The organism is Pseudomonas sp. NFPP28 (assembly GCF_900115535.1).
Taxonomy (GTDB): domain Bacteria; phylum Pseudomonadota; class Gammaproteobacteria; order Pseudomonadales; family Pseudomonadaceae; genus Aquipseudomonas; species Aquipseudomonas extremorientalis.
The window spans coordinates 341,364-362,921 of sequence record NZ_FOWT01000004.1; the positions used below are offsets into that span (position 1 = coordinate 341,364).

Annotated in this window: 30 protein-coding genes; 24 read left to right on the forward strand and 6 right to left on the reverse strand. The window is 58.6% G+C overall.

Annotated features, from left to right (window positions below; all coding sequences use genetic code 11):
- The first annotated feature begins 13 nt into the window (after window positions 1-13).
- The 4 genes from BM110_RS29585 (at window position 14) to BM110_RS12975 (ending at window position 1,893) form a co-directional block, all read left to right on the forward strand.
- Window positions 14-649, forward strand: a complete 636-nt coding sequence (locus BM110_RS29585) for a DUF7673 family protein (RefSeq protein WP_175538845.1) — start codon at window positions 14-16, stop codon at window positions 647-649.
- Window positions 646-897: a hypothetical protein gene (locus tag BM110_RS12965; protein WP_093513514.1), complete on the forward strand. Its 252-nt coding sequence runs from the start codon at window positions 646-648 to the stop codon at window positions 895-897. The genes BM110_RS29585 and BM110_RS12965 overlap by 4 nt, the downstream gene beginning before the upstream one ends.
- Before the next feature lie 124 nt (window positions 898-1,021).
- On the forward strand, window positions 1,022-1,330 hold the full coding sequence (locus BM110_RS12970) for a hypothetical protein (protein WP_093513515.1): 309 nt from the start codon (window positions 1,022-1,024) through the stop codon (window positions 1,328-1,330).
- 347 nt (window positions 1,331-1,677) lie between these two features.
- Complete coding sequence (locus BM110_RS12975) at window positions 1,678-1,893, forward strand: hypothetical protein (RefSeq protein ID WP_139220329.1); 216 nt, start codon at window positions 1,678-1,680, stop codon at window positions 1,891-1,893.
- Here BM110_RS12975 and BM110_RS12980 read toward each other — a convergent pair.
- The 4 genes from BM110_RS12980 to BM110_RS12995 form a co-directional block, all read right to left on the reverse strand.
- Window positions 1,866-2,126, reverse strand: a complete 261-nt coding sequence (locus tag BM110_RS12980; protein WP_093513517.1) for an ogr/Delta-like zinc finger family protein — start codon at window positions 2,124-2,126, stop codon at window positions 1,866-1,868. The two genes, BM110_RS12975 and BM110_RS12980, sit on opposite strands and share 28 nt — an antisense overlap.
- Window positions 2,127-2,196: 70 nt before the next feature.
- On the reverse strand, window positions 2,197-2,931 hold the full coding sequence (locus BM110_RS12985; protein ID WP_093513518.1) for a DUF5677 domain-containing protein: 735 nt from the start codon (window positions 2,929-2,931) through the stop codon (window positions 2,197-2,199).
- Between the two features lie 106 nt (window positions 2,932-3,037).
- Window positions 3,038-3,793, reverse strand: coding sequence for a hypothetical protein (locus BM110_RS12990; protein ID WP_139220330.1), 756 nt, complete (start codon window positions 3,791-3,793; stop codon window positions 3,038-3,040).
- Window positions 3,794-3,815: 22 nt separating this feature from the next.
- Window positions 3,816-5,300 carry a hypothetical protein gene (locus tag BM110_RS12995; RefSeq protein WP_093513520.1) on the reverse strand — a complete coding sequence of 495 codons (1,485 nt, stop codon included), beginning with the start codon at window positions 5,298-5,300 and terminating at the stop codon, window positions 3,816-3,818.
- 407 nt (window positions 5,301-5,707) lie between these two features.
- Between BM110_RS12995 and BM110_RS13000 the strand changes: the two genes are divergently transcribed.
- Complete coding sequence (locus BM110_RS13000) at window positions 5,708-5,998, forward strand: DUF3077 domain-containing protein (protein ID WP_093513521.1); 291 nt, start codon at window positions 5,708-5,710, stop codon at window positions 5,996-5,998.
- Between the two features lie 112 nt (window positions 5,999-6,110).
- Complete coding sequence (locus tag BM110_RS13005; RefSeq protein WP_093513522.1) at window positions 6,111-6,833, forward strand: hypothetical protein; 723 nt, start codon at window positions 6,111-6,113, stop codon at window positions 6,831-6,833.
- Between the two features lie 78 nt (window positions 6,834-6,911).
- On the opposite strand, the gene BM110_RS29815 is transcribed toward BM110_RS13005, so the two are convergent.
- Both BM110_RS29815 and BM110_RS13015 read right to left on the reverse strand, forming a co-directional pair.
- Window positions 6,912-7,760 carry a phage portal protein gene (locus BM110_RS29815; RefSeq protein ID WP_256575409.1) on the reverse strand — a complete coding sequence of 283 codons (849 nt, stop codon included), beginning with the start codon at window positions 7,758-7,760 and terminating at the stop codon, window positions 6,912-6,914.
- A complete protein-coding gene (locus tag BM110_RS13015) occupies window positions 7,672-9,645 on the reverse strand; it encodes a terminase large subunit domain-containing protein (protein WP_093513524.1) in 1,974 nt (657 codons plus the stop codon). The genes BM110_RS29815 and BM110_RS13015 overlap by 89 nt, the downstream gene beginning before the upstream one ends.
- 162 nt (window positions 9,646-9,807) lie before the next feature.
- Here BM110_RS13015 and BM110_RS13020 point away from each other — a divergent pair, with 162 nt between their 5' ends.
- From BM110_RS13020 to BM110_RS13100, 18 genes are all read left to right on the forward strand, one after another.
- Window positions 9,808-10,611: a GPO family capsid scaffolding protein gene (locus tag BM110_RS13020; protein ID WP_093513525.1), complete on the forward strand. Its 804-nt coding sequence runs from the start codon at window positions 9,808-9,810 to the stop codon at window positions 10,609-10,611.
- Complete coding sequence (locus tag BM110_RS13025) at window positions 10,608-11,660, forward strand: phage major capsid protein, P2 family (protein WP_371914792.1); 1,053 nt, start codon at window positions 10,608-10,610, stop codon at window positions 11,658-11,660. The genes BM110_RS13020 and BM110_RS13025 overlap by 4 nt, the downstream gene beginning before the upstream one ends.
- Complete coding sequence (gene gpM / locus BM110_RS13030) at window positions 11,657-12,343, forward strand: phage terminase small subunit (RefSeq protein WP_093513527.1); 687 nt, start codon at window positions 11,657-11,659, stop codon at window positions 12,341-12,343. Before BM110_RS13025 ends, gpM begins: the two co-directional genes overlap by 4 nt.
- A 93-nt stretch (window positions 12,344-12,436) precedes the next feature.
- Window positions 12,437-12,898 carry a head completion/stabilization protein gene (locus BM110_RS13035; RefSeq protein ID WP_093513528.1) on the forward strand — a complete coding sequence of 154 codons (462 nt, stop codon included), beginning with the start codon at window positions 12,437-12,439 and terminating at the stop codon, window positions 12,896-12,898.
- Complete coding sequence (locus BM110_RS13040; RefSeq protein WP_093513529.1) at window positions 12,898-13,353, forward strand: phage tail protein; 456 nt, start codon at window positions 12,898-12,900, stop codon at window positions 13,351-13,353. The genes BM110_RS13035 and BM110_RS13040 overlap by 1 nt, the downstream gene beginning before the upstream one ends.
- Window positions 13,334-13,795, forward strand: coding sequence for a phage virion morphogenesis protein (locus tag BM110_RS13045; RefSeq protein ID WP_093513530.1), 462 nt, complete (start codon window positions 13,334-13,336; stop codon window positions 13,793-13,795). The genes BM110_RS13040 and BM110_RS13045 overlap by 20 nt, the downstream gene beginning before the upstream one ends.
- A 12-nt stretch (window positions 13,796-13,807) precedes the next feature.
- Window positions 13,808-14,923: a DUF2586 domain-containing protein gene (locus tag BM110_RS13050; RefSeq protein ID WP_093513531.1), complete on the forward strand. Its 1,116-nt coding sequence runs from the start codon at window positions 13,808-13,810 to the stop codon at window positions 14,921-14,923.
- Between the two features lie 3 nt (window positions 14,924-14,926).
- Window positions 14,927-15,376, forward strand: coding sequence for a phage protein (locus tag BM110_RS13055; RefSeq protein WP_093513532.1), 450 nt, complete (start codon window positions 14,927-14,929; stop codon window positions 15,374-15,376).
- Window positions 15,376-15,768, forward strand: a complete 393-nt coding sequence (locus tag BM110_RS13060; protein ID WP_093513533.1) for a D-Ala-D-Ala carboxypeptidase family metallohydrolase — start codon at window positions 15,376-15,378, stop codon at window positions 15,766-15,768. The genes BM110_RS13055 and BM110_RS13060 overlap by 1 nt, the downstream gene beginning before the upstream one ends.
- Before the next feature lie 2 nt (window positions 15,769-15,770).
- The gene (locus tag BM110_RS13065; RefSeq protein WP_093513534.1) at window positions 15,771-16,136 is read left to right on the forward strand and encodes a DUF1353 domain-containing protein; all 366 of its coding nucleotides are present in this window, start codon (window positions 15,771-15,773) and stop codon (window positions 16,134-16,136) included.
- Window positions 16,136-16,405, forward strand: a complete 270-nt coding sequence (locus BM110_RS13070; RefSeq protein ID WP_093513535.1) for a hypothetical protein — start codon at window positions 16,136-16,138, stop codon at window positions 16,403-16,405. The genes BM110_RS13065 and BM110_RS13070 overlap by 1 nt, the downstream gene beginning before the upstream one ends.
- Entirely contained in the window at window positions 16,402-16,689 is a 288-nt protein-coding gene (locus tag BM110_RS13075) for a putative phage tail assembly chaperone (protein ID WP_093513536.1), read from the forward strand. The genes BM110_RS13070 and BM110_RS13075 overlap by 4 nt, the downstream gene beginning before the upstream one ends.
- A 20-nt stretch (window positions 16,690-16,709) precedes the next feature.
- Entirely contained in the window at window positions 16,710-16,853 is a 144-nt protein-coding gene (locus tag BM110_RS30135; protein ID WP_371914793.1) for a DUF6890 family protein, read from the forward strand.
- An 18-nt stretch (window positions 16,854-16,871) separates the two neighbouring features.
- Complete coding sequence (locus tag BM110_RS13080) at window positions 16,872-17,597, forward strand: DNA-methyltransferase (protein WP_093513537.1); 726 nt, start codon at window positions 16,872-16,874, stop codon at window positions 17,595-17,597.
- On the forward strand, window positions 17,598-19,556 hold the full coding sequence (locus BM110_RS13085) for a phage tail tape measure protein (protein ID WP_093513538.1): 1,959 nt from the start codon (window positions 17,598-17,600) through the stop codon (window positions 19,554-19,556).
- A complete protein-coding gene (locus BM110_RS13090; protein ID WP_093513539.1) occupies window positions 19,553-19,870 on the forward strand; it encodes a DUF2590 family protein in 318 nt (105 codons plus the stop codon). The genes BM110_RS13085 and BM110_RS13090 overlap by 4 nt, the downstream gene beginning before the upstream one ends.
- Window positions 19,867-21,039: a baseplate J/gp47 family protein gene (locus tag BM110_RS13095; RefSeq protein WP_093513540.1), complete on the forward strand. Its 1,173-nt coding sequence runs from the start codon at window positions 19,867-19,869 to the stop codon at window positions 21,037-21,039. The genes BM110_RS13090 and BM110_RS13095 overlap by 4 nt, the downstream gene beginning before the upstream one ends.
- On the forward strand, window positions 21,032-21,556 hold the full coding sequence (locus tag BM110_RS13100) for a phage tail protein (RefSeq protein ID WP_093513541.1): 525 nt from the start codon (window positions 21,032-21,034) through the stop codon (window positions 21,554-21,556). The genes BM110_RS13095 and BM110_RS13100 overlap by 8 nt, the downstream gene beginning before the upstream one ends.
- Window positions 21,557-21,558 lie beyond the last annotated feature (2 nt).

Here is a 21,558-nt window from a genome sequence, read left to right on the forward strand (position 1 = left end):
CAAGGAGCCACACATGAACGACTCACTCATCAACGCACTCTCCCAGGTCTGGGCTTACCAACGCCGCCGACCGGCCATCATCCGCAGCGGCACCCAGGCGTTGAATCGACTGATCCCCATAGCCCTCAGCCGCACCCCGGCGGGCAACACGGTCGGCCACTTTCTGCTGGGTCTGTACGACGGCGCGACATTTCGCTTCAACCTCAAACACCTGCACGGCCTGGCGCTCAGCGAGTTTGAAGACTGCATACGCGTGCTGGAAATGGATTACATGCCGGAAGTGGAAGTGCATCAACGCATCGACCAAGGCGAATCCGTGTGGAAGGAACTGATGGAGGTCTGGCGTACCCAGCCCCAAGAGTACGTGGGCCACAGACTAGCGAATCAGCGCAATGCAGCGCTGTGTCCACAACGTTCCAGGGAGATCAAAACCGACGGCATCCGGGCCTTCGATAACCTGATCCACGTCGTCGAAGCCAGCACCGGCCAAAGCCTCATCGCCGGCCTGTTCTTGATGAGCCTGATTCACCCCCACCACTACCGGCTCAACCTCACCGACCTGCGCGGCCTGGACCTCAGGCTCTTTGAAGACTGCCTTAGCCTGCTGCGCATGGACTACTTCACCCACGCAGAGGGCCGCACGCCATGATCCTGCACTACAGCGCGAACGGCCTGATGGGCCGCGTCTACCTGCCCGACTGGTACCGCGAAAAAGGCACCCCGGAAGAACTGGCTGAATTCGCCACCCTCGACCACTGGCGCGCCCACCCCGATAGCCGCCCGACCTTCGTCACCGTCGTGCACCTGCACAACGTCGAGGGCCACGACCTGGGGTTGTTCGAAGTGCGCTGCCAATGGCGATCCGTGTACACGGCCACCGCCTTGCAGCAAGCCTGAAAGAGACGGTGCCGAGGAGTTCGCACCTCCCCGACACCTGCCACCACAAAAAGGAGCCACACCATGCAAGCACAGCACCCCCGCAGTAGCGGGCACAAGGCTACCACGGCCCGAGGACACCACCATGGATAAGCGCCGAATCGCACACTTTCCGATCAAGCAACACACCGGCACCCGCTGCCTGCACATCGATGGCGAGCTGGTATTCGTGCCAGAAGACCAATTAAAACAAGCCCGCCAGCAACTGGGCCTGCGCTCTGACGCGTACCTGCTGGGCGCCACCCGGTTGTTGGAGTTCGACAGCGGCTACGGTGTAGTCCGTATTCCACTGCCCGGCAAACAAGTGGTCGTTGCGTTCGAGGGGCCTGACGGCCAGCGTGTCTATGGCGTGGTGACCCTCGACGCCTTGAGCTTCCACCTCAGCGCGCCCTAACTCACACACTAGGGTGAAACAAGGGCGCTTCGGCGCCCTTGTTTTTGTAAATGAATGAAACAGCGACAGAACTCAACGCACGCACCGCACCACGCTATTCGTTGGGACACGACTCTTTGAAACCCTCGAAATAGAGCCCTATGACTTTACAAATTCAAGTCAAAACTTTTCAGCAGAACACAGCGCGTATCACACACGACAGAGGCGAAAGCGCTAACGATGGAACGCTTTTTCGTAGGACGGCGGGCGATATTACGTACTTACAAATGCAGGGGAACAGCCCACTGGCGGGGAAAAATCCGGCCCTTAAACTACCGGCCAACTACATCGAAAAAGGAGAAATCGTTGTGTTGAACGCCCCCGTCTGCATCATGAAAATGCGCGATCAATTTGAGGAATGCGGCGACAGCTTCGCCCTGGTGGTTGCCCTGCTCACCGCCGACCTGCAACTGACCCAACGCGCCAGACTCGCCCTGATCGACTACGGCGTGGCCCAGCTCAAATGTTATGAACAAGCCGAAGCGATGTTGCGCAGCTACGTGGAGGAGACCACGCCGAGTTGATCAAACAGGTCCCGTTGCTGAACCTTGGATAAGCTGCGCAGGCGGTCGAACAGCAAACGGTCGACTGCCTGCGCGGAGGGGCTCAGGGTGTGGGAGAAGGTCAGGTTGGCGACCCAGGTGTGGCCACAGTGGGGGGAGCTGCATTGGCAGTAGAGGCGGGCGAACTCCAGTGAAAGCTCATCGCGGGAAGCGATTCGGCCTTTTTCGCCACATGATTTGCAGTAGACCCGCATCCACACCTCTAACTTTATTCAATAGACCCGATCGCAACATTCTTGCTGAACAAGCCTGAGTCAAAAACTGTTAGTCCTGACTTTCTAATTCCGCATTCAAAATAGCACACCACTTCATGTTCATACGTTCAAAAATCTCTGGAAAATCTCCATTAGTAAATTTGGCAATTTTTCCGAACTGCTCAGTAGCTTGCATCACAACATGTACGGAGCTTGAAACAACAGCTAGCACTATACCGGCGGAATTTTCTTTCTTGAAAATCATTCCGGTGTCTCCTTGATGCCGATGAGCCAAGACAGACAAATCATTATGCGAGAATGCGCAAAGCATTGAATAAGGCCCGACAAAATCCCATAGTTTTGCGGCCCCAAAATCGTCGCTAATTCTTTTAGGCCTATAGCCTGCCTCATGAAGAACACCAAGCTCAGCTTTACAGGCGTTATATCTCCCTTCCAATTGCAACCTAACATTGGCAGGGGCATTAGGATCGGAAAACAAACCTTCGTAAACTCGTTTCTCTCCTCTTAGATTTTCGTACCGCATTTTTTCAACATAGCTTTTGTCTATTTCGAGCATTTTCATGGCTACAAGCGCCTCAATCATCGAGCGAGCATGAGAAGTCGAATGAGTAATCATCTGTGCCTTGGCAAGCCTTAGAACAGCCTCGTACTGTTCTGAAATGGTTAGAATAAGACTCACCTGCAAACGACCGACGCCTCCAGTGGGCGGGCGAGACTGGCGAATGAGCGCTCCAATATCTTGAAGAATCTGATCCGCAACAATGAGAAGCTGTGCGACCTTCATTTGCGAGCTCCAAATAATAATATTAAATAGCCTAGAAGACCTTAAGTAAAGCCCACACATGCATCCAAACACTAGCCGCCCGCATATACCCTTTGCTGCTCAAAAATCAATCGAACGGAATTGGAGATAACCTTTCCAACTCATCAAGCCGATCAGCGCACGTTTTGGTTATTTCACGTAGGCGTCCGACCGCCAGATCAAGTGGTACTGGCAAAGGCTCAGAAACGAAAGAAAAATCAGCTTCACCTAAGACATTATCGCCCAATAATCGCTTCACTTCTGAATGAGAGAAGGCAGCCCTATACCAATCACCGCTCCGCTGGCAACCTTTGAGTTTTTGTTCCGCTGGTAATTTATCAATCAGCGCCGCAAGGCGCTGAGAATAAATCAGTGCATACTGCAGCGTTAGTGTTTCAACATCTACAACAGGGGCATCGATATAGATAATTTTTTTACCAAAACCCTGCCTCTTGATATTTACTGGAAAATAATAACGACCGTCCACCCATAAAGAGACCGCTTGGTAACCATCATGAACGAGTGCATTGCGCAATTGAAACAAGAAGCTAGCGTGCGGCACCCCTTCAAATAAACTGTCTTGATCTATGTCCTCACCAACAGCTTTATTCAGAGCATCTCTAAATGTCTGCAGCAGAGCAAGGAATGAACCAAAACGATACGCCACGACGTCAGTCTGCTCATCCTCAACCTGCCCTTTCAAATGAATAGATCTATTAAACTTGGAAATCTCCGAACGACTAGCATCAATGAGTTCATTCAGACGAAAACTCATTTCTTTTGAAATTGAATGAACCTGATGCTGAAAAGCAAGAGTATCAACATCATGATAGTATTTTTCCACATGCACCCCCAATAAGTAGAAACTAATTCTTCTCAAAAACCCTCAAAGCATCCTGCAACCAATGCGTATCATTGAATGTTATTTCAGCCCCTTCGCCGGAGAAGAGCAATTGATGCCCAGGTAAAATATACTCCGCACTTAGCGACCGATTGAAAAATCTAGTTGTCTCCGCAAGTTCAATAACTCCATCAGGATGCGAGGACGGTTGTAACGCATGACAAAATACAGATGCGATATCTTTCACTCCATAGTCGAAGTCGTTTACAAGCTTAAGAATTTTCTGATCCCTGACAAATTCAACTTCTGGGCCGTGAAGCGTTTCGTAAGCAATATGAATTACAGTTCTACCGTCAGCGGGAGCTTGCTCGACCGCCTTAACTAATAGAGTTCTTACATCCCTAGCTTTTTTATCAATAGATATTTCCGCAGTACACTCCCAGCGAGCACAGAAAACAGTTCGAATTATTTCTACAAACCGATTTAGTGCGGAGTCCCCTTCAGGCATTGCTCTGAACTTTGCGTCCATAGCTAATGTGTAGGATGCATGAGGCTCCCACTGAGGATCGATCAAGGCGTTCAATTGAGCAGATGGAAATTTCACCGAATACCTTGAGAAGTGATCCAACATCCTGGGAAAGTCAATTGGCTGAAGAAACAGATCGCACTCTGGCGTGCTTATAGAAAATTTATTTTCTTTTATGGCCGATTGAAAAAGTCTCGCTACAAATCCCGACTCCAATAAATGGACTTCCGATTTGAAATTAACATTAATCAAAACTGGCACACCACACTTCATTATTTCTTGCAGCAGATCTCCCCACTGCCGCAACCAAGCTTGGCGCTCAGTTTCCGAGTAATCGGTAACTTTCTGAAAGCGTTTACACTCAACAAATAAAACCTCACCTCCTCTGGTGACTTTCAGATCAGGCGTCTTCTTCCCCCCCTTTATTTCGGGGATAAACTCTGCAACCCAATCCTTCTCCACATACGCGATTGCGACAATCAGTTCGAACAATGCGGAGTCTGCATTATTGTCTCTGCTATACAGCATATCCTTTACACGCACCTCAACGCCTTCAACACGTTTCAACAACTCTAAAGAACTGCCAATTTTCATAAAGAACGGTTTAATTCTTGCCCACTGTGCCTCATCATGCCCAAAAGCTTTTGTAGAGCATATTTCCGCCAAATAGATATACCAATCGATCCATTTAGTAAAATATGCCATGCGATTGTTATATTGCATCGAATCTTTGGTCTCTGAATTAACTATAGATCTTGTAACCCCTAAGAAGTACTCTTCCACCTCACCTTTACGTCGCGACCACACAGCATCTGACATAAATGACTTAAAATAATCAACGGCAGCTTTAATACTTTGAACAACAGGGTCTTTATGCATATCGCTAATACCAGCATAAAAAGAACGTAACCGTTGCTCTTTTTCACGCTTGGCCTTTTCCTTGGCACGATCAAGGCGTGCAGTTTTTTTCTTGATCTTGGTCATTTTAAACATTCCTTATTCAAATAGTCCTTCACACATACCAGAAATATCCTACCCATTCCTAGTGTTGCAGCCTAGAGCCCATCACGATAACCTCTCACCGTCGCTGCTCATCAGCGACCGGGCGTGGAATCCCGTGGGGAAAGACGTTATAGCGTCGTCAAACAATCTACAGATGCTTTTTCAGGTCTGTTTTTTGTGCATTTTGGCGGCTGTACGTGGGAGACCTTCGTGTCTGCCGAGTCAATTCCCCTCGGATTCCAACCTGCGTACAGCTGCCACCTTTACGCTTGGAATCGTAAATGGCAGTTCTTTTTGTTCATGCAAAGGGAATTAGCTATGCCGTACGAAGACACCGCAATTCAAACTGCAATGCCCGCTCAGCGCCTCCAGAATTCAGGAGGTTTGCAATGAGCACCCCACCTTCAGCAACTACCATTGGCGTTCAAACTTTCGCAGACTGCGGGGAGGGCAAACACCATTTGAAGCTATTCCGTGTAAATGCCGGGGTTCCACTGCGTGAAGCCCTTGAACACGCCGCGCACGTCCTCGACTGCGCCACCACCCTCTCGCTTGAAGTAGCCATGGACCCCAGAAACGCGAGGCTTGCGTTTGCCGCGCATTATCTGTGTGAAATGGGCAAAGCGGTTCTCGATGATCTGCACTTGGCTATTCAGCCTGGCGGGCCACATCCGCAGTAAGTGGTTCGCGCCCGGTGCACTGCATCGGGCGCCTACGAGTTGGAATGGCCCGATGCCATCGCGCAGTCAGAGCTGCTAGCATCTCTTCAATCTTTGGGGTGTGGTGTTGGCGATGGATGATGAAGGCGATTTCAAAAAGGCACGGGGCTTTCTGCTCACCTACTCCGCTCTAATGCTAGCGCTGTGGTATTTCGGTGCAGACCTAACCCAGTTCAAGCTGATGGGAAATGAGATTCAGCTGCACCACCGTACCCACAGCGCTTGGCTAATACTAGCAATGGTCAACATCTATTTCGGAATTCGGTTCTACCAGCGATTACCGACTAATAGCCTGTATTTTGATCAACCAATGCGCGACCTCTACAACAAGGCTTTGGTGTGGGTTTCCCTGAGAATAAAAAAGCGAGAGCTTGATAAGAGTGCTCAAGAGCACTTCACTTCAAACTACGGTTCCTCGGTTGATATGGAAATCAGCTATCGCGAAGGGGATATCTTAATGCCAGGGCGCATTGATGCGTCTACCGACAAACCGCAACCGTATCCTCGTGCGGAGCGTTTGCGTATCAGACTTACTGCCGGGTACGGGTTTAATCGAAACGGAGCGTGGAGACCGGCATCTGGGTTCGGAGCAGTCGACTACGAGCCGAGTAGGCCTCTGACTTGGGCGATAAAAGCCTTCGTAATTGCCCGCGGAATTGTCGTGACCCCTTGGTTCACGGATCACATTGCTCCTTTGATCATTGGCGTACTCAGTACATTTGCGGCACTTTGGAAATGGTATGGCGTGAATTTCGTTACGAGTCAGCTCACTCATGGAGCGTTACTCTGCACTTGATTATTGACCCCGTAGTTAGTCCGAAGAACTGGCAAATAAACGCACTGTATGCGCCCATTCGGGCGCATACACACATGTCTATCCGCGCTCAGCCCACCCCACCCGTCGATCCCTACGCAATCGCCCATTCACCTGCAAAAACAACTGCCTAATCGGCCGTATCTCATTGTTGGTGTACACCCGATCAATCTTCTCCACATCCCCAAACCCCGCCGCGTTCTCCGGCATGCACCCCGCCAACGCCGGGTTCATCCGCCACGCCGCAATCACGTCATTGCGCGTAATATTCTTGATCCGCTCAAACTCATCCTTGGTCGCGATATCCCCCACTGGAATGATCTGAATCGCCTTATCCCCGCCGCCCGGTATGTTCACAAAGAGCGAACGAAAATTTCCCACACCCTTGCTCGCCCCGATCTGCGCCTGCATGCGTTCCTCGTCTGCTTCCGATAGGTTCGGATCGTTGGTGTAGAAGATGAACCCCGCATGAGCCCCATTGTTGTAGTACCTGCGCCGAAACAACGTAGCAGATTCGTTGAGCAACAGCGCATGCATCCCGCCCAGGTAGTCCGGCACGCCGTAGATGTTCTGTTCCACGTCGTAGTCCATCACATGTTCCACCTGGTCCTCGTCAAAGTGCAGGTGCTTGCCACCGGGCAACAGCAGCACAAACCCACCACCGACCTTTCTGCGCATGTTCAACGCCGGTAGATGCTCCAGCTCCAGCACCTGCCCCAGCAAATTGGTTTTACGCTGGAAGTACCCCTCGCCAAACACCATAAAATCTAACGCTGCCCGGCCCATGGTCTGCGCGCTGCACCCGGCCGAGGGGATGAAGTCACGCAGCAGAAGGTTGCGTTTGAAGCGCGGGATGGTGCCGTGGTGGGCGTTGGCGCGTAGCAGTTTGGCTAGGCCCGTGCGGGACACGGGCGGGGTGTAGAGCTGGCCGTCGTCGCTGGCGAACACGCCCATGTACTCGCCCAGGTGGCCGGTCAGGACCGACTCGGGCGCGCCGAAGCTGAATGTTTTTACCTTGCGGGGGATGGCCAGTGGCGCGTGATCGTTCATGACTGCCTTCGAGGGTGGACCAGCGGCTGCGCCGCTTTTTGTGGACGTTGAGGGGTTCATGGGCCAGGGCGTGCATCACCGCCCAAGCAATGTCTGCGTGGCCGGTGGCGTCGGTGCGTGAGGCGCTGTAGGTGATCTGGCCGCTAGTGGTAGCGCCACGCTTGATGGTCAGGAAGGCGGCGGCGATGTCGTTCCAGCTGGCGTCCCATTCGATACGCCGACCCTGGATCGTGTCCTGGGCTTTGAGCACCAGCGTGTTTTTGGTTTCGAGGCTGTAGTGAATCGGCGTGGCGCGGGGGAAGAAGTCGCGCACCAGATCGAACACGCCGTAGCCGACGCCCGTGATATCGATCCCGATGTGCTGCACGTTAAAGCGCTCGCACAGCTTTTTGACCTGGGCAGATTGGTAGGTGAACGAGTGGCCGCGCCAGGAGTGTTTTTCCAGGATGCGGAACTTACCGCCCGGCTCCAGCGACGGCGCCACCACCACGCAGGTGGCGTCGTCGCGGGTGCGGCTGGGGTCGTAGCCGATCCACACTGGGGCATTGCCGAAGGGGCGCTCGGCGTTGGGTTGGTAGTCTTTCCACAGGCTCAGGTCGGAGTAGCAACGCTCCAGGTCGGCCAGGTTGAACGCGCTCCGGCTGCTGTCGATGAATTGGCACAGGTAGAGCTGTTCGAAGACTTCATCGGAATTTTCCAGCCGCAGCTGTTCCAAGTCGAACAGGTCGCAGCCGCCGTCGATGGCGTCGTGGATGTTGATGATCTTGCGCCACTGCCCGTCCGGACACAGCGCGCCCTGGCGCAGTTCGGGCTCGCTGGGGAACGGTTGACTGGCCTTCTTGTGCTTGCCGCGCCGGAAAGTATCGCCGGTCCAGAACGGGTAGGCCTCGTGGCTGACGGCGCTAGGTGTGGAGAAGAACGTCTTGCGCCATTTCTTGTGGGTGGCCATCGCCCCGGCCAGGCTGCTCAGCTTGTCGAAGTCACGAATCCAGAAGTATTCGTCGATGTACACATGGCCGTGCGGTCCCTGGGCGGTGCTGCTGTTGGTGCTCAAAAACCGCAGTTCGGCACCGTTGCTCAGGATGATCGGGTTGCCGGTCAGCTCGATGCCGAACCAGTCTTTCGCAAAACCGACGATATAACCCCGGAACAGCTCAGACTGGGCCCGGCTGGCCGACAGGAACATCTGGTTATCACCGGTCAGCACCGCATCCATGAATGCTTCGCCGGCAAAGTAGTACGTCAGCCCGGACTGGCGGCATTTGAGGATATTGCGGATACGCCGGGTCAGCGGGTTCTGTTTGGCGGCGAATAGTTCTTTCTGATAGCCGAAGAGCTTGCTGGTGAATTTCTCCACGAAGTCCACTTCGGTCAGCGCGGAGATATCGTTTTTTGCGGCCTTCGGTTTGCGCGGGGGCTTATCGCTCTTTACCCGGTTTTGCTCCACGGCAGGGGCCTTGCCGCACTGTTTCAGCAGCCGTTCGCGCAAGGTGGTCAGCCGGTCCAGCTCATCCAGATCCGCCTTGACCAGCGTGCCCGGCCGCTCCAGAACCAAGGTAATGCGCCGGCTCACCGCCGTCAGCGGTTCCTCATCCGTCAGCAGTTCGTCCCAGCCGCCCTTGGCGATCCAGTAGTAAACGATGCGCACATTGGCCAGCTTGAGTTCAGCCTGTATTTCACGGGGTTTGCAGCGGCGCAGATATAGGCGTTTGGCCGCGTCTTTGACTTCGTTCGAATAGGGCATGCACCGCAGTCTATGCAGGCAAAACCCCGCAAACCCGCGCCAAAAACCCTCAGTATTCCTACCCGCCCGATCTAGGAATTACCCGCAGCCGAACCGTTTGTTCGGCCCGTTTCGGCTGCCTATCGTGACGCTCATCGCCACCGCAACCGAGCGTTCAACCTTATGCCCCGCACCCTTGTCTCCGATTGGAAACGTGTTGCCACCAGCGGCAAAACCGCCGACGGTCGCACCATCCATCCACAAGACCTGCGCGACATGGCCAGCGCCTACGACCCGGCGCTGTACACCGCCGTGATCTGGTTCGAACACATCCGCTATATGGGCAATTTCGGCAGCGTGGCCGAGTTGAAAACCGAGGACCTCGACGACGGCAAGGTCGCGCTGTTCGCCAAGCTGCTGCCCAACGACCGGCTGCTGCAACTCAACAAAGAGGCGCAAAAGCTGTTCACCAGCATCGAGATCCAGCCCGAGTTCGCCGACACCGGCAAACCCTACCTGCGCGGCCTGGCGATCACCGACGACCCGGCGAGCCTGGGCACCCAGCCCCTGCACTTTTCCCGGCGCGCTGAAACCGGCAACTACTTCGCCCCCGTTGAAGCCTTGGATGAGCTGCTGCCGCCCGCCCTGGGCGATGAGTCGGCCCTCAACTTTGTCACCCGCTTATTCCACCAGTTGAGCGGCAAACACACCCCCAAACCCGAGACGCCCCCCATGGACCCAAAAACCGCCGAAGCCTTCACCGCCGCCGTGGACAAACTCGACGCCGTAGCCACCCGCATGGAACAGGCCGCCCCCGCGCCGGTTGAGCCGCCAGCAACCCACGTTACCACCGAGCAATTCAACAGCCTGAAGACTTCGCTGGAACAGCTTCAAGAAACCTTCAACACCGCGCTCAACCAAGCCACCGGCAAAACTATCCCCAGCACCACCGGTCCTGTCACCGAAGAAGTGGAGCCCATTTACTGATGAGCCAGCTCAGCCCTATCGCCCGACAGCGTTACCACGCGCTTCAAGCCCGCATCGCGCAAAGCTATGGCGTGGAATCGGCCCGCGAAGAGTTCAACGTCGAACCCAGCCTGGCGCAAACCCTCAACGACCAGATCACCCTGACCTCGGCGTTTTTGCAGCGCATCAACGTGATCCCCGTGAGCGAGATCAAAGGCGAGAAGGTGATGATGGGCGTCAACGGCACCGTCACCGGGCGCACCGACACCGACAAAAAAGACCGCGAGCCACGCAATGTGCTGGGCCTGGACGGCAAGGGCTACGAGCTGCACGACACCCACAGCGACGTAACGCTCAAGTTCGCCACCATCGATGCCTGGGCCAAGTTCAAGGACTTCGCCCAGCGCTACACCGCCGCAGTGCGCCGCCAAATCGCGCTGGACCGCATCATGGTCGGCTGGCACGGCGTCAAGGTCGCGGCCGACACCGACCGCGTGGCTTTCCCGCTGCTGCAAGACGTGAACAAAGGCTGGCTGCAAATCGTGCGCGAGCAGGCCGCCCAGCAGATCCTGGTGGAAGGCGCGACCACGGGCAAAATCCAGATCGGCGTGGGCGGCGACTACGCCAACCTCGACAGCCTGGTGCACGACGTGTCGCTGATGATTGATGAAGAGTTCCGCGACGGCGACGACCTGGTGGCGATCATCGGCCGCGACCTGCTGGCCCACGACAAGGGCAAGCTGTACGCCAAGCACGGCCACACGCCCAGCGAAAAAACCAAGGTCGAGATGGCCCAGGTGATCGACACCTACGGCGGCCTGCCCTCCTACACCTGCCCACACTTTCCGTCCAAGGGCGTGGTGGTGACCTCGTTCGACAACCTGTCGATCTACTTTCAAGACAGCTCCTGGCGCCGCTACCTGATCGAAAACCCCAAACGTTCCCGCGCCGAGGACTACAACAGCCGCAACGAGGGCTACGTGGTCGAGCAGTTGGGCAAGTTCGCCGGCATCGAGGCGGGCAATGTGGAATTCGTCGAACCGTCGCCGCCAGAGGAGCCTGAAGCATGAGCCTGGCCCTCAAGCATAAACAGCGCGTGCTGGATCAAGGCCCCGCCACCAGCGTCGAGGTATACACCCCGACCACCGCGCTGGCCGGCCCCGCCAATGCGCAAAAACATCTGGCGCTGATGACCACCGCCCTGGCCGAAGACTGCGCACGCCTGTCAGACCTGAACAACCTGGGCGAACGCCAGCGCCTCAAGCGTGACGAGTTGCTACCCAAATACCTGGATTACGTGCGGCGCTACCGCGAGTCCGGCCTCAACCACCCCAACCCGGTGCTGATGCAGGTGATGGTGTGGCTGTTCGACACCGAGCAGTTTGAGGCGGGCCTGGAACTGGCCGACTTCGCCCTGCAGCAAGGCCAGGCGATGCCCGAACGATTCCGGCGCGACATCCCCACCTTTGTCGCCGACGCGATGATCGACTGGTCCGAGGCCGAGCACGACGCCAAACGCAGCCCCGAGCCGTACCTGTCACAACTGTTGCCCCGGGTGGACGGTGAATGGCAGCTGTTTGAACGCATCCCGGCGCGCTATCACAAGCTGCTCGGCATCCTGGCCATGGACCAGAAGCAATGGGCCCAGGCCATCGTGCACTTCGAACGGGCCACCGCGTTGTACCCCGGCATTGGCGTGAAGACCCGCCATGAAGACGCCACCAAAGCGTTACGCCGACAAGACGCCATCTGAACCGACTTACCCCCCCAGCGGGGGCCTGCCGAGGCCATGGCTCCGTGCCAATGACCACAAGCAGCCACCCCCGCGTTTATTCGAGCGATGCCCATGAGCTTTTCCGGTCGACCCACCACTCTGATCGAACAGCCGATCGCCAATGACGGTTTCTGGCCCGACTTAGACGTGGCCGAGTTTCAGCGCGGCTACCGGCTGCCAGCCGAGTATCTGCTGGAGCTGCTGGTGGACGGCATCGCCCTGGCCATGGGCGAAGTGAACCACGACCTGGCCCGGCGCAAAGCGCAGTGGCAGGGCGTGGGCATCACCAGCGTATTGAAAGCCGACCCGATGCTGTTGCCGGAACGCACCTTCATGGCCGCCAGCTACAAACGCGCCGTGTACTGCCGCTCCAAGGCCTACCTGTTAAGCCAGTTCGCCACCGTTCTGCGCCGCGAGTCGGCCGAGAACCTGGCCAAGGAAGCCCCGGAAACCGCCGAGCGCTTTCTGAGTTTCAGCCAGCAAGCCGTGCGCTTGATCCAGGGCCGCAGCCGCGTCACGGCGGAGCTGATCTGATGAACAAACTGCGCGCCCTCACCCGTGACCTGGTGGACCGCTTTCTGGTGCCCTCGGAGCAGTTCGACAGCTGGGCCGAACAGGTCACCTTCAGCCTGAACTGGAAACCCACCGAACAGGGCCTGCACTTGGGCGACATGCGCTACCGCGCCGTGATCGTGATCGCCCGCTTTGCCGACAACCCCGCACGGCTGATGGCCTTGCTCGGTTCATGGCTGGAAACGCACGACCCCCACCGCGAAGACGAGGCCTTGCCCGCCCCGGTGATCGAGATCGAACAGCTCACCCCGGACGTGGCCGACATCGAGCTGCAACTGGACTTTATCGAACCCCTGCACCTGGCCGAAGCCGCCGACGGCGAGATCCACGCCTTCAACAAACGCTGGGCGTTTGTACCCTACGACCTGTGGGTCGCCGAGCAAGGAGCCGTCAGCCATGACCGCACCGACGCTTAGTTTCGACATCCGTGGGCTGATCGAAGCCGAACAGCGTTTGCAACTGCTGGCCCTGCCGGCAGGAAAACGCCGACGCCTGTTGAACAACGCCAGCAAGCGCCTGCGCACGCGCAACACCCGGCGCATCGGCACCCAGCGCAATCTGGATGGCTCGCCCTTCGCTCCGCGTAAACAAAAGAGCCGCCGCAAAATGCTGCGCCGCCTGAGCACGCGCCTGCAGGTGACCAAACTCACGCCCGACGCCGCCACTCTCGGTTGGCGCCAACGCCGTAACACACGCATCGCCCGCGAACACCAGTTGGGGCTGCCCACCACCGTGACCAGCAAACGCCGCAGTTGGAAGATCGATCTACCCGCCCGCGATACCCTCGGCGCCGACCCGCAAGACATCCGCGAGATCGTGCGCACCGTGTTGCAGCAAACCCTTCAATCGCCCAAGTAACGAGGCCGCTTAATGGCTCAAGGTCAAGTCAGCGTTAACAATCTCAACCTGGGCCAGGGCCCGGTCACCGCGATTGAGCGCCACTTTCTGTTTATCGGCCCGGCGACCAAGAACATCGGCAAGCTGCTGGCACTCAACACCCAAAGCGACCTGGACACCGAACTGGGCGTAGCCGCCAGCGACTTGAAAACCCAGATCACCGCCGCCCGCCACAACGGCGGCGACCGCTGGGCCTGCGCTGCCGTGCCGCTGGCCGCCGATGGCGACTGGCAGGACGCGCTGGACCAAGCCCAAAGCGCGGGCCTGTCAGTCGAGGCCGTGGTCATCACCAAACCGGTGACTACCCGCGCCGAACTCGAAGCGATGCACACCGCCGCCGTCAACCTGATCAACCGCTACGGTCGACGCGTGTTCGTACTGGCCGCCAGTGCCGGTATCGCACCCGCGCAGGACTGGGCGGCCTACCGTGATGAACAACGCCCTCTCCTGCACGATGTAGCCGCGCCGCGCGTGGGTGTGGTGCCGCAACTGCACGGCAATGACCTGGGCGTGCTGGCCGGCCGCCTGGCGAATGCCGCCGTGAGCATCGCCGACAGCCCCATGCGGGTCGCAACCGGCGCGCTCGTCGGCCTGGGCCCTACGCCTGTGGACAAAGACGGCGTGCCCCTGACCACTGCCACCCTGGCCGAGCTGGACAAAATGCGCTTTTCGGTCCCGCAGAGTTACCCCGATTACCCCGGCATGTACTGGGGTGACGCCAACCTGCTGGACGCCCCCGGCAGCGACTTCGCCGAGGTGGAACACCTGCGTATCGTCGACAAGGCCGCGCGCCGTGTGCGGATCCTGCTGATCCAGATGGTCGCCGACCGCAAGGTCAACAGCACGCCCAACAGCATGGCCTACACCCGCCTGCGCCTGATGCGCCCGTTACGCGAGATGTCCCGCGCCGTGACCTTCGCCGGCCAACAGTTCCCCGGCGATATCCGGCCGCCCAAAGACGGCGACATCGCCCTGGTGTGGAAGAACCGCACCACCATCGAAGCCTACCTTCGCATCCGCCCCTACAACTGCCCCAAGGACCTCACGGCGAACATCGCCCTGGACCTGTCCCTGGACGACGAGGAATAACCCATGGCCCGAATCAGCGGCATGAATTTCGACGTAAGCCTGGGCGATCTGCAGGTGCATATCGAGAAGGCCACGTTGGACATCACCGACAACAGCGCCGTGGCGCAAACCAAGGGCGTGCCGGATGGCTATGTAGACGGCGACGTCGCGGCCAGCGGCGAGTTTGAGCTGGACAGCGTCAACCTGGGACTGCTGATCCAGGCGGCCAACCGAGCCGGCTCATTTCGCAAGCTGGAGCCATTCGACGCGCTGTTTTTTGCCAAGACCGCCACCGACGAACTGCGCGTAGAAGCCTTCGGCTGTCGGCTGAAAATTTCCAGCCTGTTGGACATCGACCCCAAGGGCGGGCAGAAGAGTATCCACAAGGTGCCATTTGACGTGACCAGCCCGGACTTTATCCGCATCAACGGCGTGCCGTACCTGGACGCCAGCGAGATCGAGGGCCTGCGCTGATGAGCGACAGTCCCTGGGCAAACTTTGCCTACGCCGAATTGCGCTGCCGCTGCGGCCAGTGCGACAGCACCGGGCGCGAGATGGACCCGGCCTATATGGCGCGCCTGCAACGCTTGCGTGACGCCTACGGCCAGCCCTTGTTACTGGCGAGCGCCTATCGCTGTGCGCGGCACCCCAACGAAGCGAACAAATCAGCCCCCGGTGAACACTTCGATGGCCGCGCCGTGGACGTGCATTGTCGAGGTGCCGAAGCCCTGCACCTGCTGCGCCTGGCGCTGCCGTTGGGGTTCAACCGTATCGGTATCCACCAGAAAGGCGATGCGCGGTTTCTGCACCTGGGTTGGGCGCCAGCCGGCGGGCGGCTGCCGAGCCCTGCGATCTGGAGTTACTGAACATGCCGTTTGAAAGCCACCTTGAATTGCGCCACCGGCCAGGGCACGAACGCTGGGAAGTGATCCAGCCGCTGCTGTATGGCACCCGCGATGGTCGCTCGATCTGCGTCCCTGCCGGCTACCTGTCGGACCTAGCCAGCGTACCGCGCATCGCTCGCCACTGGGTCGACACCCAAGCGCCGACTATTCGCCGGCCCGCCGTACTGCATGACTACCTCTACACCGATCAGGCCCACCGTTTCACCAAGCACGAAGCCGACCGGATCTTCTACGAAGCCCTGCTGGAGGAAGGCACCGACGCCACATTGGCCTGGCTGCTGTGGCAAGCAGTGCGCCTCGGCGGGCGCGGCGCCTGGGGCCAGCCGTGATGGAAATGTCCCCGCTGCACATCAGCGCCATGTTGCTGCTGACCGAGTTGGTACTCACCTGGGTCGCCGGCTTCCAGATCTACCTGTTCCGCCAGGTCAACGCCGCCCGCCGCGAAAACCTGGAACTGCGCATCGAGATGGCCACCCACAACGGGCGCCTGGAAGCCTTCGACAAGGCCCTGGACAAGCTGGAACACCGTTTCGAAAAACGCCTGGAACAGTGCCTAGACACCTATTTCTCCAACCTCAACCAAAGAGCCCAACCATGAGCGAGCGCCGCGACATCACCCTGGCCATCGGCGAACAGGACTTCACCTTTACCCTCGCCCCCCAGGACGTGACCAAGTACTTCAACGCCGTCACCCCCAGCAACAAGGTGGCGCCGTCCAACAACCTGCTGACCACCACCGTGGTACCCGCCCACCTCGACGCGCTGCGCCCGCTGCTGCGCAACCCGGTGTTCACGATGCAACTGGCCGGCACGCTGCTGGATGAGTACGCGCCCGACGTTGAAGTCGTCGTAAAAAAGCCCTCGGCCGTGCTGACCGCTTAAACGACGACAGCCTGGGCCAACTGCTGGCCCTGAACGAGCGCTGGCTACCCGGCGCCGAGCCTACGGCGGACAACCTGGGCACGGCCATGTGGCTGGAAAGTGAGTATTGGAAACGCATGGAGATCGCCGTGGCGAACGGGATTGCCAGGGCGTTGAAAGGGTGATTTTCGTTGGAAAACCTAATGTTTCACGGCGACTGTTTGCGTTACCTCGAACAGATTCCCGACTGCTCTGTAGATGCCTTGATTACAGATCCGCCGTACTCAAGCGGCGGCTTGCACGTAGGGGCGCGCCAACAAGCGCCCTCGGAGAAGTATTTACAGAGTGGCGGCAGCGTCCTGTACCCAGAATTTATGGGTGATCAGCGCGACCAGCGCTCCCATTTGCGGTGGTACGTGCTGTGGCTGACCGAAGCATTCAGGGCTTTGAAAACCGGGGCACCGGTTTGCCTATTCAGCGATTGGCGGCAATTGCCTCTGACCACCGATGCACTACAGGCGGCAGACTTCACCTGGCGCGGCATCGCTGTATGGGACAAGACCGAGGGAGTACGTCCGCAGAAGGGCCGCTTCAGCGCTCAGGCCGAGTACATCGTCTGGGGCAGCAAAGGCGCAATGCCGCTCGGCCGATCCGTGCCCCCTCTGCCCGGTGTTGTTCGCGAACCGGTACGCCGAAAAGACAAATTTCATATCACGGGAAAACCCACTGCGCTCATGCGGGCCCTCGTTAAAATTTGCGAGCCTGGTGGCGTCATTCTCGACCCGTTTGCAGGCTCGGGAAGCACGCTGGTAGCTGCTGCGCTTGAGGGCTACCGATGGCTGGCCAGTGAAGCCCTGCAGCACAACGTGCAAATCGCTCAAGAGCGCCTGAAAACCGTGGGTGCCGCAGGTACTGTGGTGTTGGCTTAAATGAGCGCAGCCGCCACCAGCAAACTCGACTTCATCCTGCGCCTGGTAGACCGCGTGAGCCAGCCCCTGGGCAAGGTCAAAACCGGCTTTAGCGATTTGGCGATGCAAGGTCAAAAAGGCCTGGTGCAGATGGGCGTAGGCATGGCCGGTATGATCGGCGCGGCACACGCACTCAAGGCCGCCATGGCCCCGGCGCTGGGTCAGAACGCCGCGCTGGGCGAAGTGGAAAGCCTGGGCGTGGCGGCGGATGCGCTGGATCTGCTCAACCAGAAGTCCTTGCAATTCAGCATTGCCTACGGCGAAAGCGCTACCGGGTTTGTGCGTTCGGCCTATGACATTCAGAGCGCTATTGCGGGGCTCACAGGCAACCAGCTGGCCGTGTTTACCAACGCGTCCAACGTGCTAGCCAAGGCAACCAAAGCCGACGCGGCGACCGTGACCGGTTACGTCGGCACGATGTACGGGATCTTTCAGAAACAGGCCGACGCCATGGGTAAGGTCGCCTGGGTTGAGCAACTGACCGGGCAAACCGCCACCGCCGTGCAGATGTTCAAGACCACTGGCCAGGGCATGAGCAACGCGTTTACCGCGCTCGGCGCCAGCGCGACGTCGGCAGGTATCCAGGCGGCCGAACAGATCGCCATCCTGGGCACGCTGCAGGCGACCATGAGCGGCGGCGAAGCCGGGACCAAGTACCGCGCCTTTCTCGCCGGGGCCTACGGCGCGCAGGCCAAGCTGGGCTTGTCGTTCACCGACAGCAAGGGCCGCTTGCTGCCGATGCTCGACATCCTGGCGAAGATCAACGCCAAGTATGGTGAGTTGGATGCCGCTGAAACCGATCTGATCAGCAAGGCCTTCGGCGGCAAGCAGGCGATGGGGCTGATTACTCAGCTGCTGCCCAAGACCGGCGACCTGGCCAACAGCATCGATCAGTTGGGCAAAGTCAAAGGCATGGAACAGGCCGAGAAGATGGCCAGGACCATTGCGGACCCGTGGGAGCGCTTTGAACACGCCGTCCTGGCAGTGCGCATCGCCTTCGGCCAGAAGCTGCTGCCCACGCTTAACCCGATCATTGAGCGGCTGGCCGAGGGCGGCTCGTCGGTGGTGCGTTGGACCACGTTGTTTCCCAACCTGACGCGGGTGATCGGCTTGACCGCGCTCACCGTCCTCGGGCTGACCGCCCTCGTCGCGCTGATGACCTTCACCTTTGGCGTGTGGCGCACCGTGGCCGTCCCGGTTATCGCGCTGTGGAAGCTGCTGAACCTAGTGGCGTGGCGCAGCGTCGGCGCGTACCTGATGCAGATCCTGCTGGTGACACTGTACGTGGCGGGCCTGGCGTCGCTGGTGCTGTGGTTCGGTCTGGTCAAAGGCGCGATGACGCTGTGGCAGGCCGCGATCTGGCTGACCAACGCCGCGCTGTGGGCCAACCCGGTGACCTGGATTGTGTTGGGCATTGTTGCCCTGGTGGCGGTGATCGTGGCGGTCGTTTATTTCTGGGGTGAGTGGACTACAGCCCTGATGAACACCGCCGCGTTCCAGTGGGTCAGCGAGCAGTTGGCGGCGCTGTCGGCCTGGTTCGATGCCATGGGCGGTTGGTCGGGCATGGCCAAAGCCGCGTGGGATGGGATCGTTGCGATCTTTCACAGCGCCATCAACGGCCTGATCGCGATGCTCAACACCATTCCCGGCGTGGACATCCAGGCGCGGTTTGGCGCACTGCCAACCGGGCCGGACCTCGACAGCCTTGAGGCCGCGCAGCGCGCCCAACAAACGATTAACGCGGCAATCCCTTCGCTTTCCCCCAACCGCGCCAACGCCGTGCCACCGGGCGGTTTGCTCACCAGCATCCAAAACACCGCCACGCAGAATCGGGGCACCCATGTGGAAAAAATCGAGATCCACACTAACAAGCCCATGACCGCCCATGAGCTGGAAGGGCTGCTGGGGATGGCGGGATGAGCGATTACATCGACCTGCTGATTGCCGGCAATGACCTGGTGCTGGACCCGTCCAACCAACCGCTGCTGATCGATGACCGCGCCAGCATCGCTCAGGACATCGCGCACATGATCCGCGAAAGCGGCTTGTTGGTAACCCTGATCGCCGAGCGCGACCCACTGCGCCAGCGCGATTGCCTGCAACAGCTGGAGCTGCGCGTGGAAGACGACGTGCGTCTGGTGCCCGGCACGGTAAGGATCCTGCGGCAAGCGCCAGGCGAGTACCTGGTAACCGCAGCCACCGTGAAATTCGGCGATGTGAAGGTGATGGTGTGAGCGCGGATTTTAAGCAGGCGCTGCGGGACGCCAACATCCCCACCACCGAGGCCGAACTGAAAAAGGCCTGGGAAAAACAGGCCGCCGAACAAGGCAGCAAGATCAGCAACACCAGCGCCTATTCGCCGTTCTGGCGCATCGTGTCGGCGCTGGTGACTCAGCCGGTGTTATGGCTGATCCAGTTCATCATCGACACGGTGCTGCCCAACTTTTTTGTGCAGACCGCCGTGGATGCCTGGCTGGATACGCTCGCCTGGGCGGTCAACGTTGAGCGCAAGCCCTCGACCAAAGCCCTAGGCGCGTTGTTGTTTACCCGCGCCACAGCGGCAGGGACGCTTGAGGTGCCAGCGGGTACGCGGGTGCAATCGGCCGCCATCAACGGGCATGTTTACGAGCTGATCACTACCCTGCCCGGCACCTTTGCTGACGGCGAAGCTCAACTGGCTATCCCCGTCGAGGCCATTGAGGCTGGCAGCGGCTACAACCTGGCGCCGGGTTACTACGCCATTCTGCCGGTGCCGGTACCGGGCATTGTGCAGGTGGTCAACACCGACGATTGGCTGACCCAACCGGGCGCCGACGCCGAACCCAACGACCAGCTGCGCCTGCGGGTGCGCAATCAGTTTTCAGCGGTGAACCAGTACCACACCGACGCAGTGTACCGCGCCATGATCACCGCCTTTCCCGGTGTGCACCCCGACGGTGTGTACTTCAAACACGGAGCGCCACGTGGGCCCGGCAGCGCCAATGCTTACGTGCTGTTCGACGCCGGGGTGCCGGCAGACGAGTACCTGGAGAAGATCAACGCGCACATCCGCGACGACGGCAACCATGGCCACGGTGACGATCTGATGGTCTACGTGATGCCCGAGACTGTGCACACGCTTGAGGTGAAGGTATGGCCGCGTGCCAACCTGACCCAGGACCAGCGCCGTCAGCTCGCCACGCAGATCGAACAATTCATCCGTGCCGCCTTCCGGGAAAGCACTGCGGCCGATTATCAGCCGACGCTGACTTATCCACAGTCGCGGTTTTCATTCAGCCGATTGGGCGAAGAGCTGCACGCACAATTCCCACGCATTGAATCCCTGCGGTTCAGCAATGCCGACATCCTCTCAGAGCTGAACATTCCCCGGATCGAAGCCCTCGAGGTGCTGCTCGATGCTTAAGCTAAACCTGCCCTTTTGGCTGAATGCCGGCGAGCTGACCAAGCTCAAATCCATCGCCCAAGCCTGGTGGGAAACCGTCGAGGACTGGGTGCAGTGGCCTTTGCTGCAAATGGACGCGGAGCACTGTCACCTGACCATTCTCGACCTAATTGCCTGGCAGCGCGACATTACCCGCTATCGCGGCGAGTCGGAAAGCCTCTATCGCATGCGCGTGAAATTCGCCTTCATCAACTCTGTCGACGCCGGTTCTACAGCGGGGCTGATGCGGATCCTCAATCGTCTGGGCGTCGGCTATGTGGAGATCGAAGAACGCCTGCCCGAACGGGATTGGGACGTGGTGGTACTCAAACTCAGTGACTCGCAGCTCTCGGACAACCCCGAGTTGCTGCGCGTGATCGTGCAGCAATACGGACGCACGTGCCGCCGCTACGACTTCGAGACGATCACCCCCGTCACGCTGCTGATGGCGCTGGCCGACTTTAACGACGACCAGCAAACGCTGGTCGCCACGCTCTAGGA

What these genes read in the sequence shown, in the direction of transcription:
- BM110_RS13100 (WP_093513541.1), top strand. Translation starts at nt 21,032, where the DNA reads ATGCTTAAGCTAAACCTGCCCTTTTGGCTGAATGCCGGCGAGCTGACC.
- BM110_RS13000 (WP_093513521.1), top strand. Translation starts at nt 5,708, where the DNA reads ATGAGCACCCCACCTTCAGCAACTACCATTGGCGTTCAAACTTTCGCA.
- BM110_RS13070 (WP_093513535.1), top strand. Translation starts at nt 16,136, where the DNA reads ATGGAAATGTCCCCGCTGCACATCAGCGCCATGTTGCTGCTGACCGAG.
- BM110_RS13045 (WP_093513530.1), top strand. Translation starts at nt 13,334, where the DNA reads ATGACCGCACCGACGCTTAGTTTCGACATCCGTGGGCTGATCGAAGCC.
- BM110_RS13040 (WP_093513529.1), top strand. Translation starts at nt 12,898, where the DNA reads ATGAACAAACTGCGCGCCCTCACCCGTGACCTGGTGGACCGCTTTCTG.
- BM110_RS13090 (WP_093513539.1), top strand. Translation starts at nt 19,553, where the DNA reads ATGAGCGATTACATCGACCTGCTGATTGCCGGCAATGACCTGGTGCTG.
- BM110_RS13050 (WP_093513531.1), top strand. Translation starts at nt 13,808, where the DNA reads ATGGCTCAAGGTCAAGTCAGCGTTAACAATCTCAACCTGGGCCAGGGC.
- BM110_RS13075 (WP_093513536.1), top strand. Translation starts at nt 16,402, where the DNA reads ATGAGCGAGCGCCGCGACATCACCCTGGCCATCGGCGAACAGGACTTC.
- BM110_RS12985 (WP_093513518.1), bottom strand. Translation starts at nt 2,931, where the DNA reads ATGAAGGTCGCACAGCTTCTCATTGTTGCGGATCAGATTCTTCAAGAT.
- BM110_RS13020 (WP_093513525.1), top strand. Translation starts at nt 9,808, where the DNA reads ATGCCCCGCACCCTTGTCTCCGATTGGAAACGTGTTGCCACCAGCGGC.
- gpM (WP_093513527.1), top strand. Translation starts at nt 11,657, where the DNA reads ATGAGCCTGGCCCTCAAGCATAAACAGCGCGTGCTGGATCAAGGCCCC.
- BM110_RS13060 (WP_093513533.1), top strand. Translation starts at nt 15,376, where the DNA reads ATGAGCGACAGTCCCTGGGCAAACTTTGCCTACGCCGAATTGCGCTGC.
- BM110_RS13065 (WP_093513534.1), top strand. Translation starts at nt 15,771, where the DNA reads ATGCCGTTTGAAAGCCACCTTGAATTGCGCCACCGGCCAGGGCACGAA.
- BM110_RS29585 (WP_175538845.1), top strand. Translation starts at nt 14, where the DNA reads ATGAACGACTCACTCATCAACGCACTCTCCCAGGTCTGGGCTTACCAA.
- BM110_RS13015 (WP_093513524.1), bottom strand. Translation starts at nt 9,645, where the DNA reads ATGCCCTATTCGAACGAAGTCAAAGACGCGGCCAAACGCCTATATCTG.
- BM110_RS13055 (WP_093513532.1), top strand. Translation starts at nt 14,927, where the DNA reads ATGGCCCGAATCAGCGGCATGAATTTCGACGTAAGCCTGGGCGATCTG.
- BM110_RS12980 (WP_093513517.1), bottom strand. Translation starts at nt 2,126, where the DNA reads ATGCGGGTCTACTGCAAATCATGTGGCGAAAAAGGCCGAATCGCTTCC.
- BM110_RS13005 (WP_093513522.1), top strand. Translation starts at nt 6,111, where the DNA reads ATGGATGATGAAGGCGATTTCAAAAAGGCACGGGGCTTTCTGCTCACC.
- BM110_RS12965 (WP_093513514.1), top strand. Translation starts at nt 646, where the DNA reads ATGATCCTGCACTACAGCGCGAACGGCCTGATGGGCCGCGTCTACCTG.
- BM110_RS13080 (WP_093513537.1), top strand. Translation starts at nt 16,872, where the DNA reads ATGTTTCACGGCGACTGTTTGCGTTACCTCGAACAGATTCCCGACTGC.
- BM110_RS12970 (WP_093513515.1), top strand. Translation starts at nt 1,022, where the DNA reads ATGGATAAGCGCCGAATCGCACACTTTCCGATCAAGCAACACACCGGC.
- BM110_RS13085 (WP_093513538.1), top strand. Translation starts at nt 17,598, where the DNA reads ATGAGCGCAGCCGCCACCAGCAAACTCGACTTCATCCTGCGCCTGGTA.
- BM110_RS13035 (WP_093513528.1), top strand. Translation starts at nt 12,437, where the DNA reads ATGAGCTTTTCCGGTCGACCCACCACTCTGATCGAACAGCCGATCGCC.
- BM110_RS12995 (WP_093513520.1), bottom strand. Translation starts at nt 5,300, where the DNA reads ATGACCAAGATCAAGAAAAAAACTGCACGCCTTGATCGTGCCAAGGAA.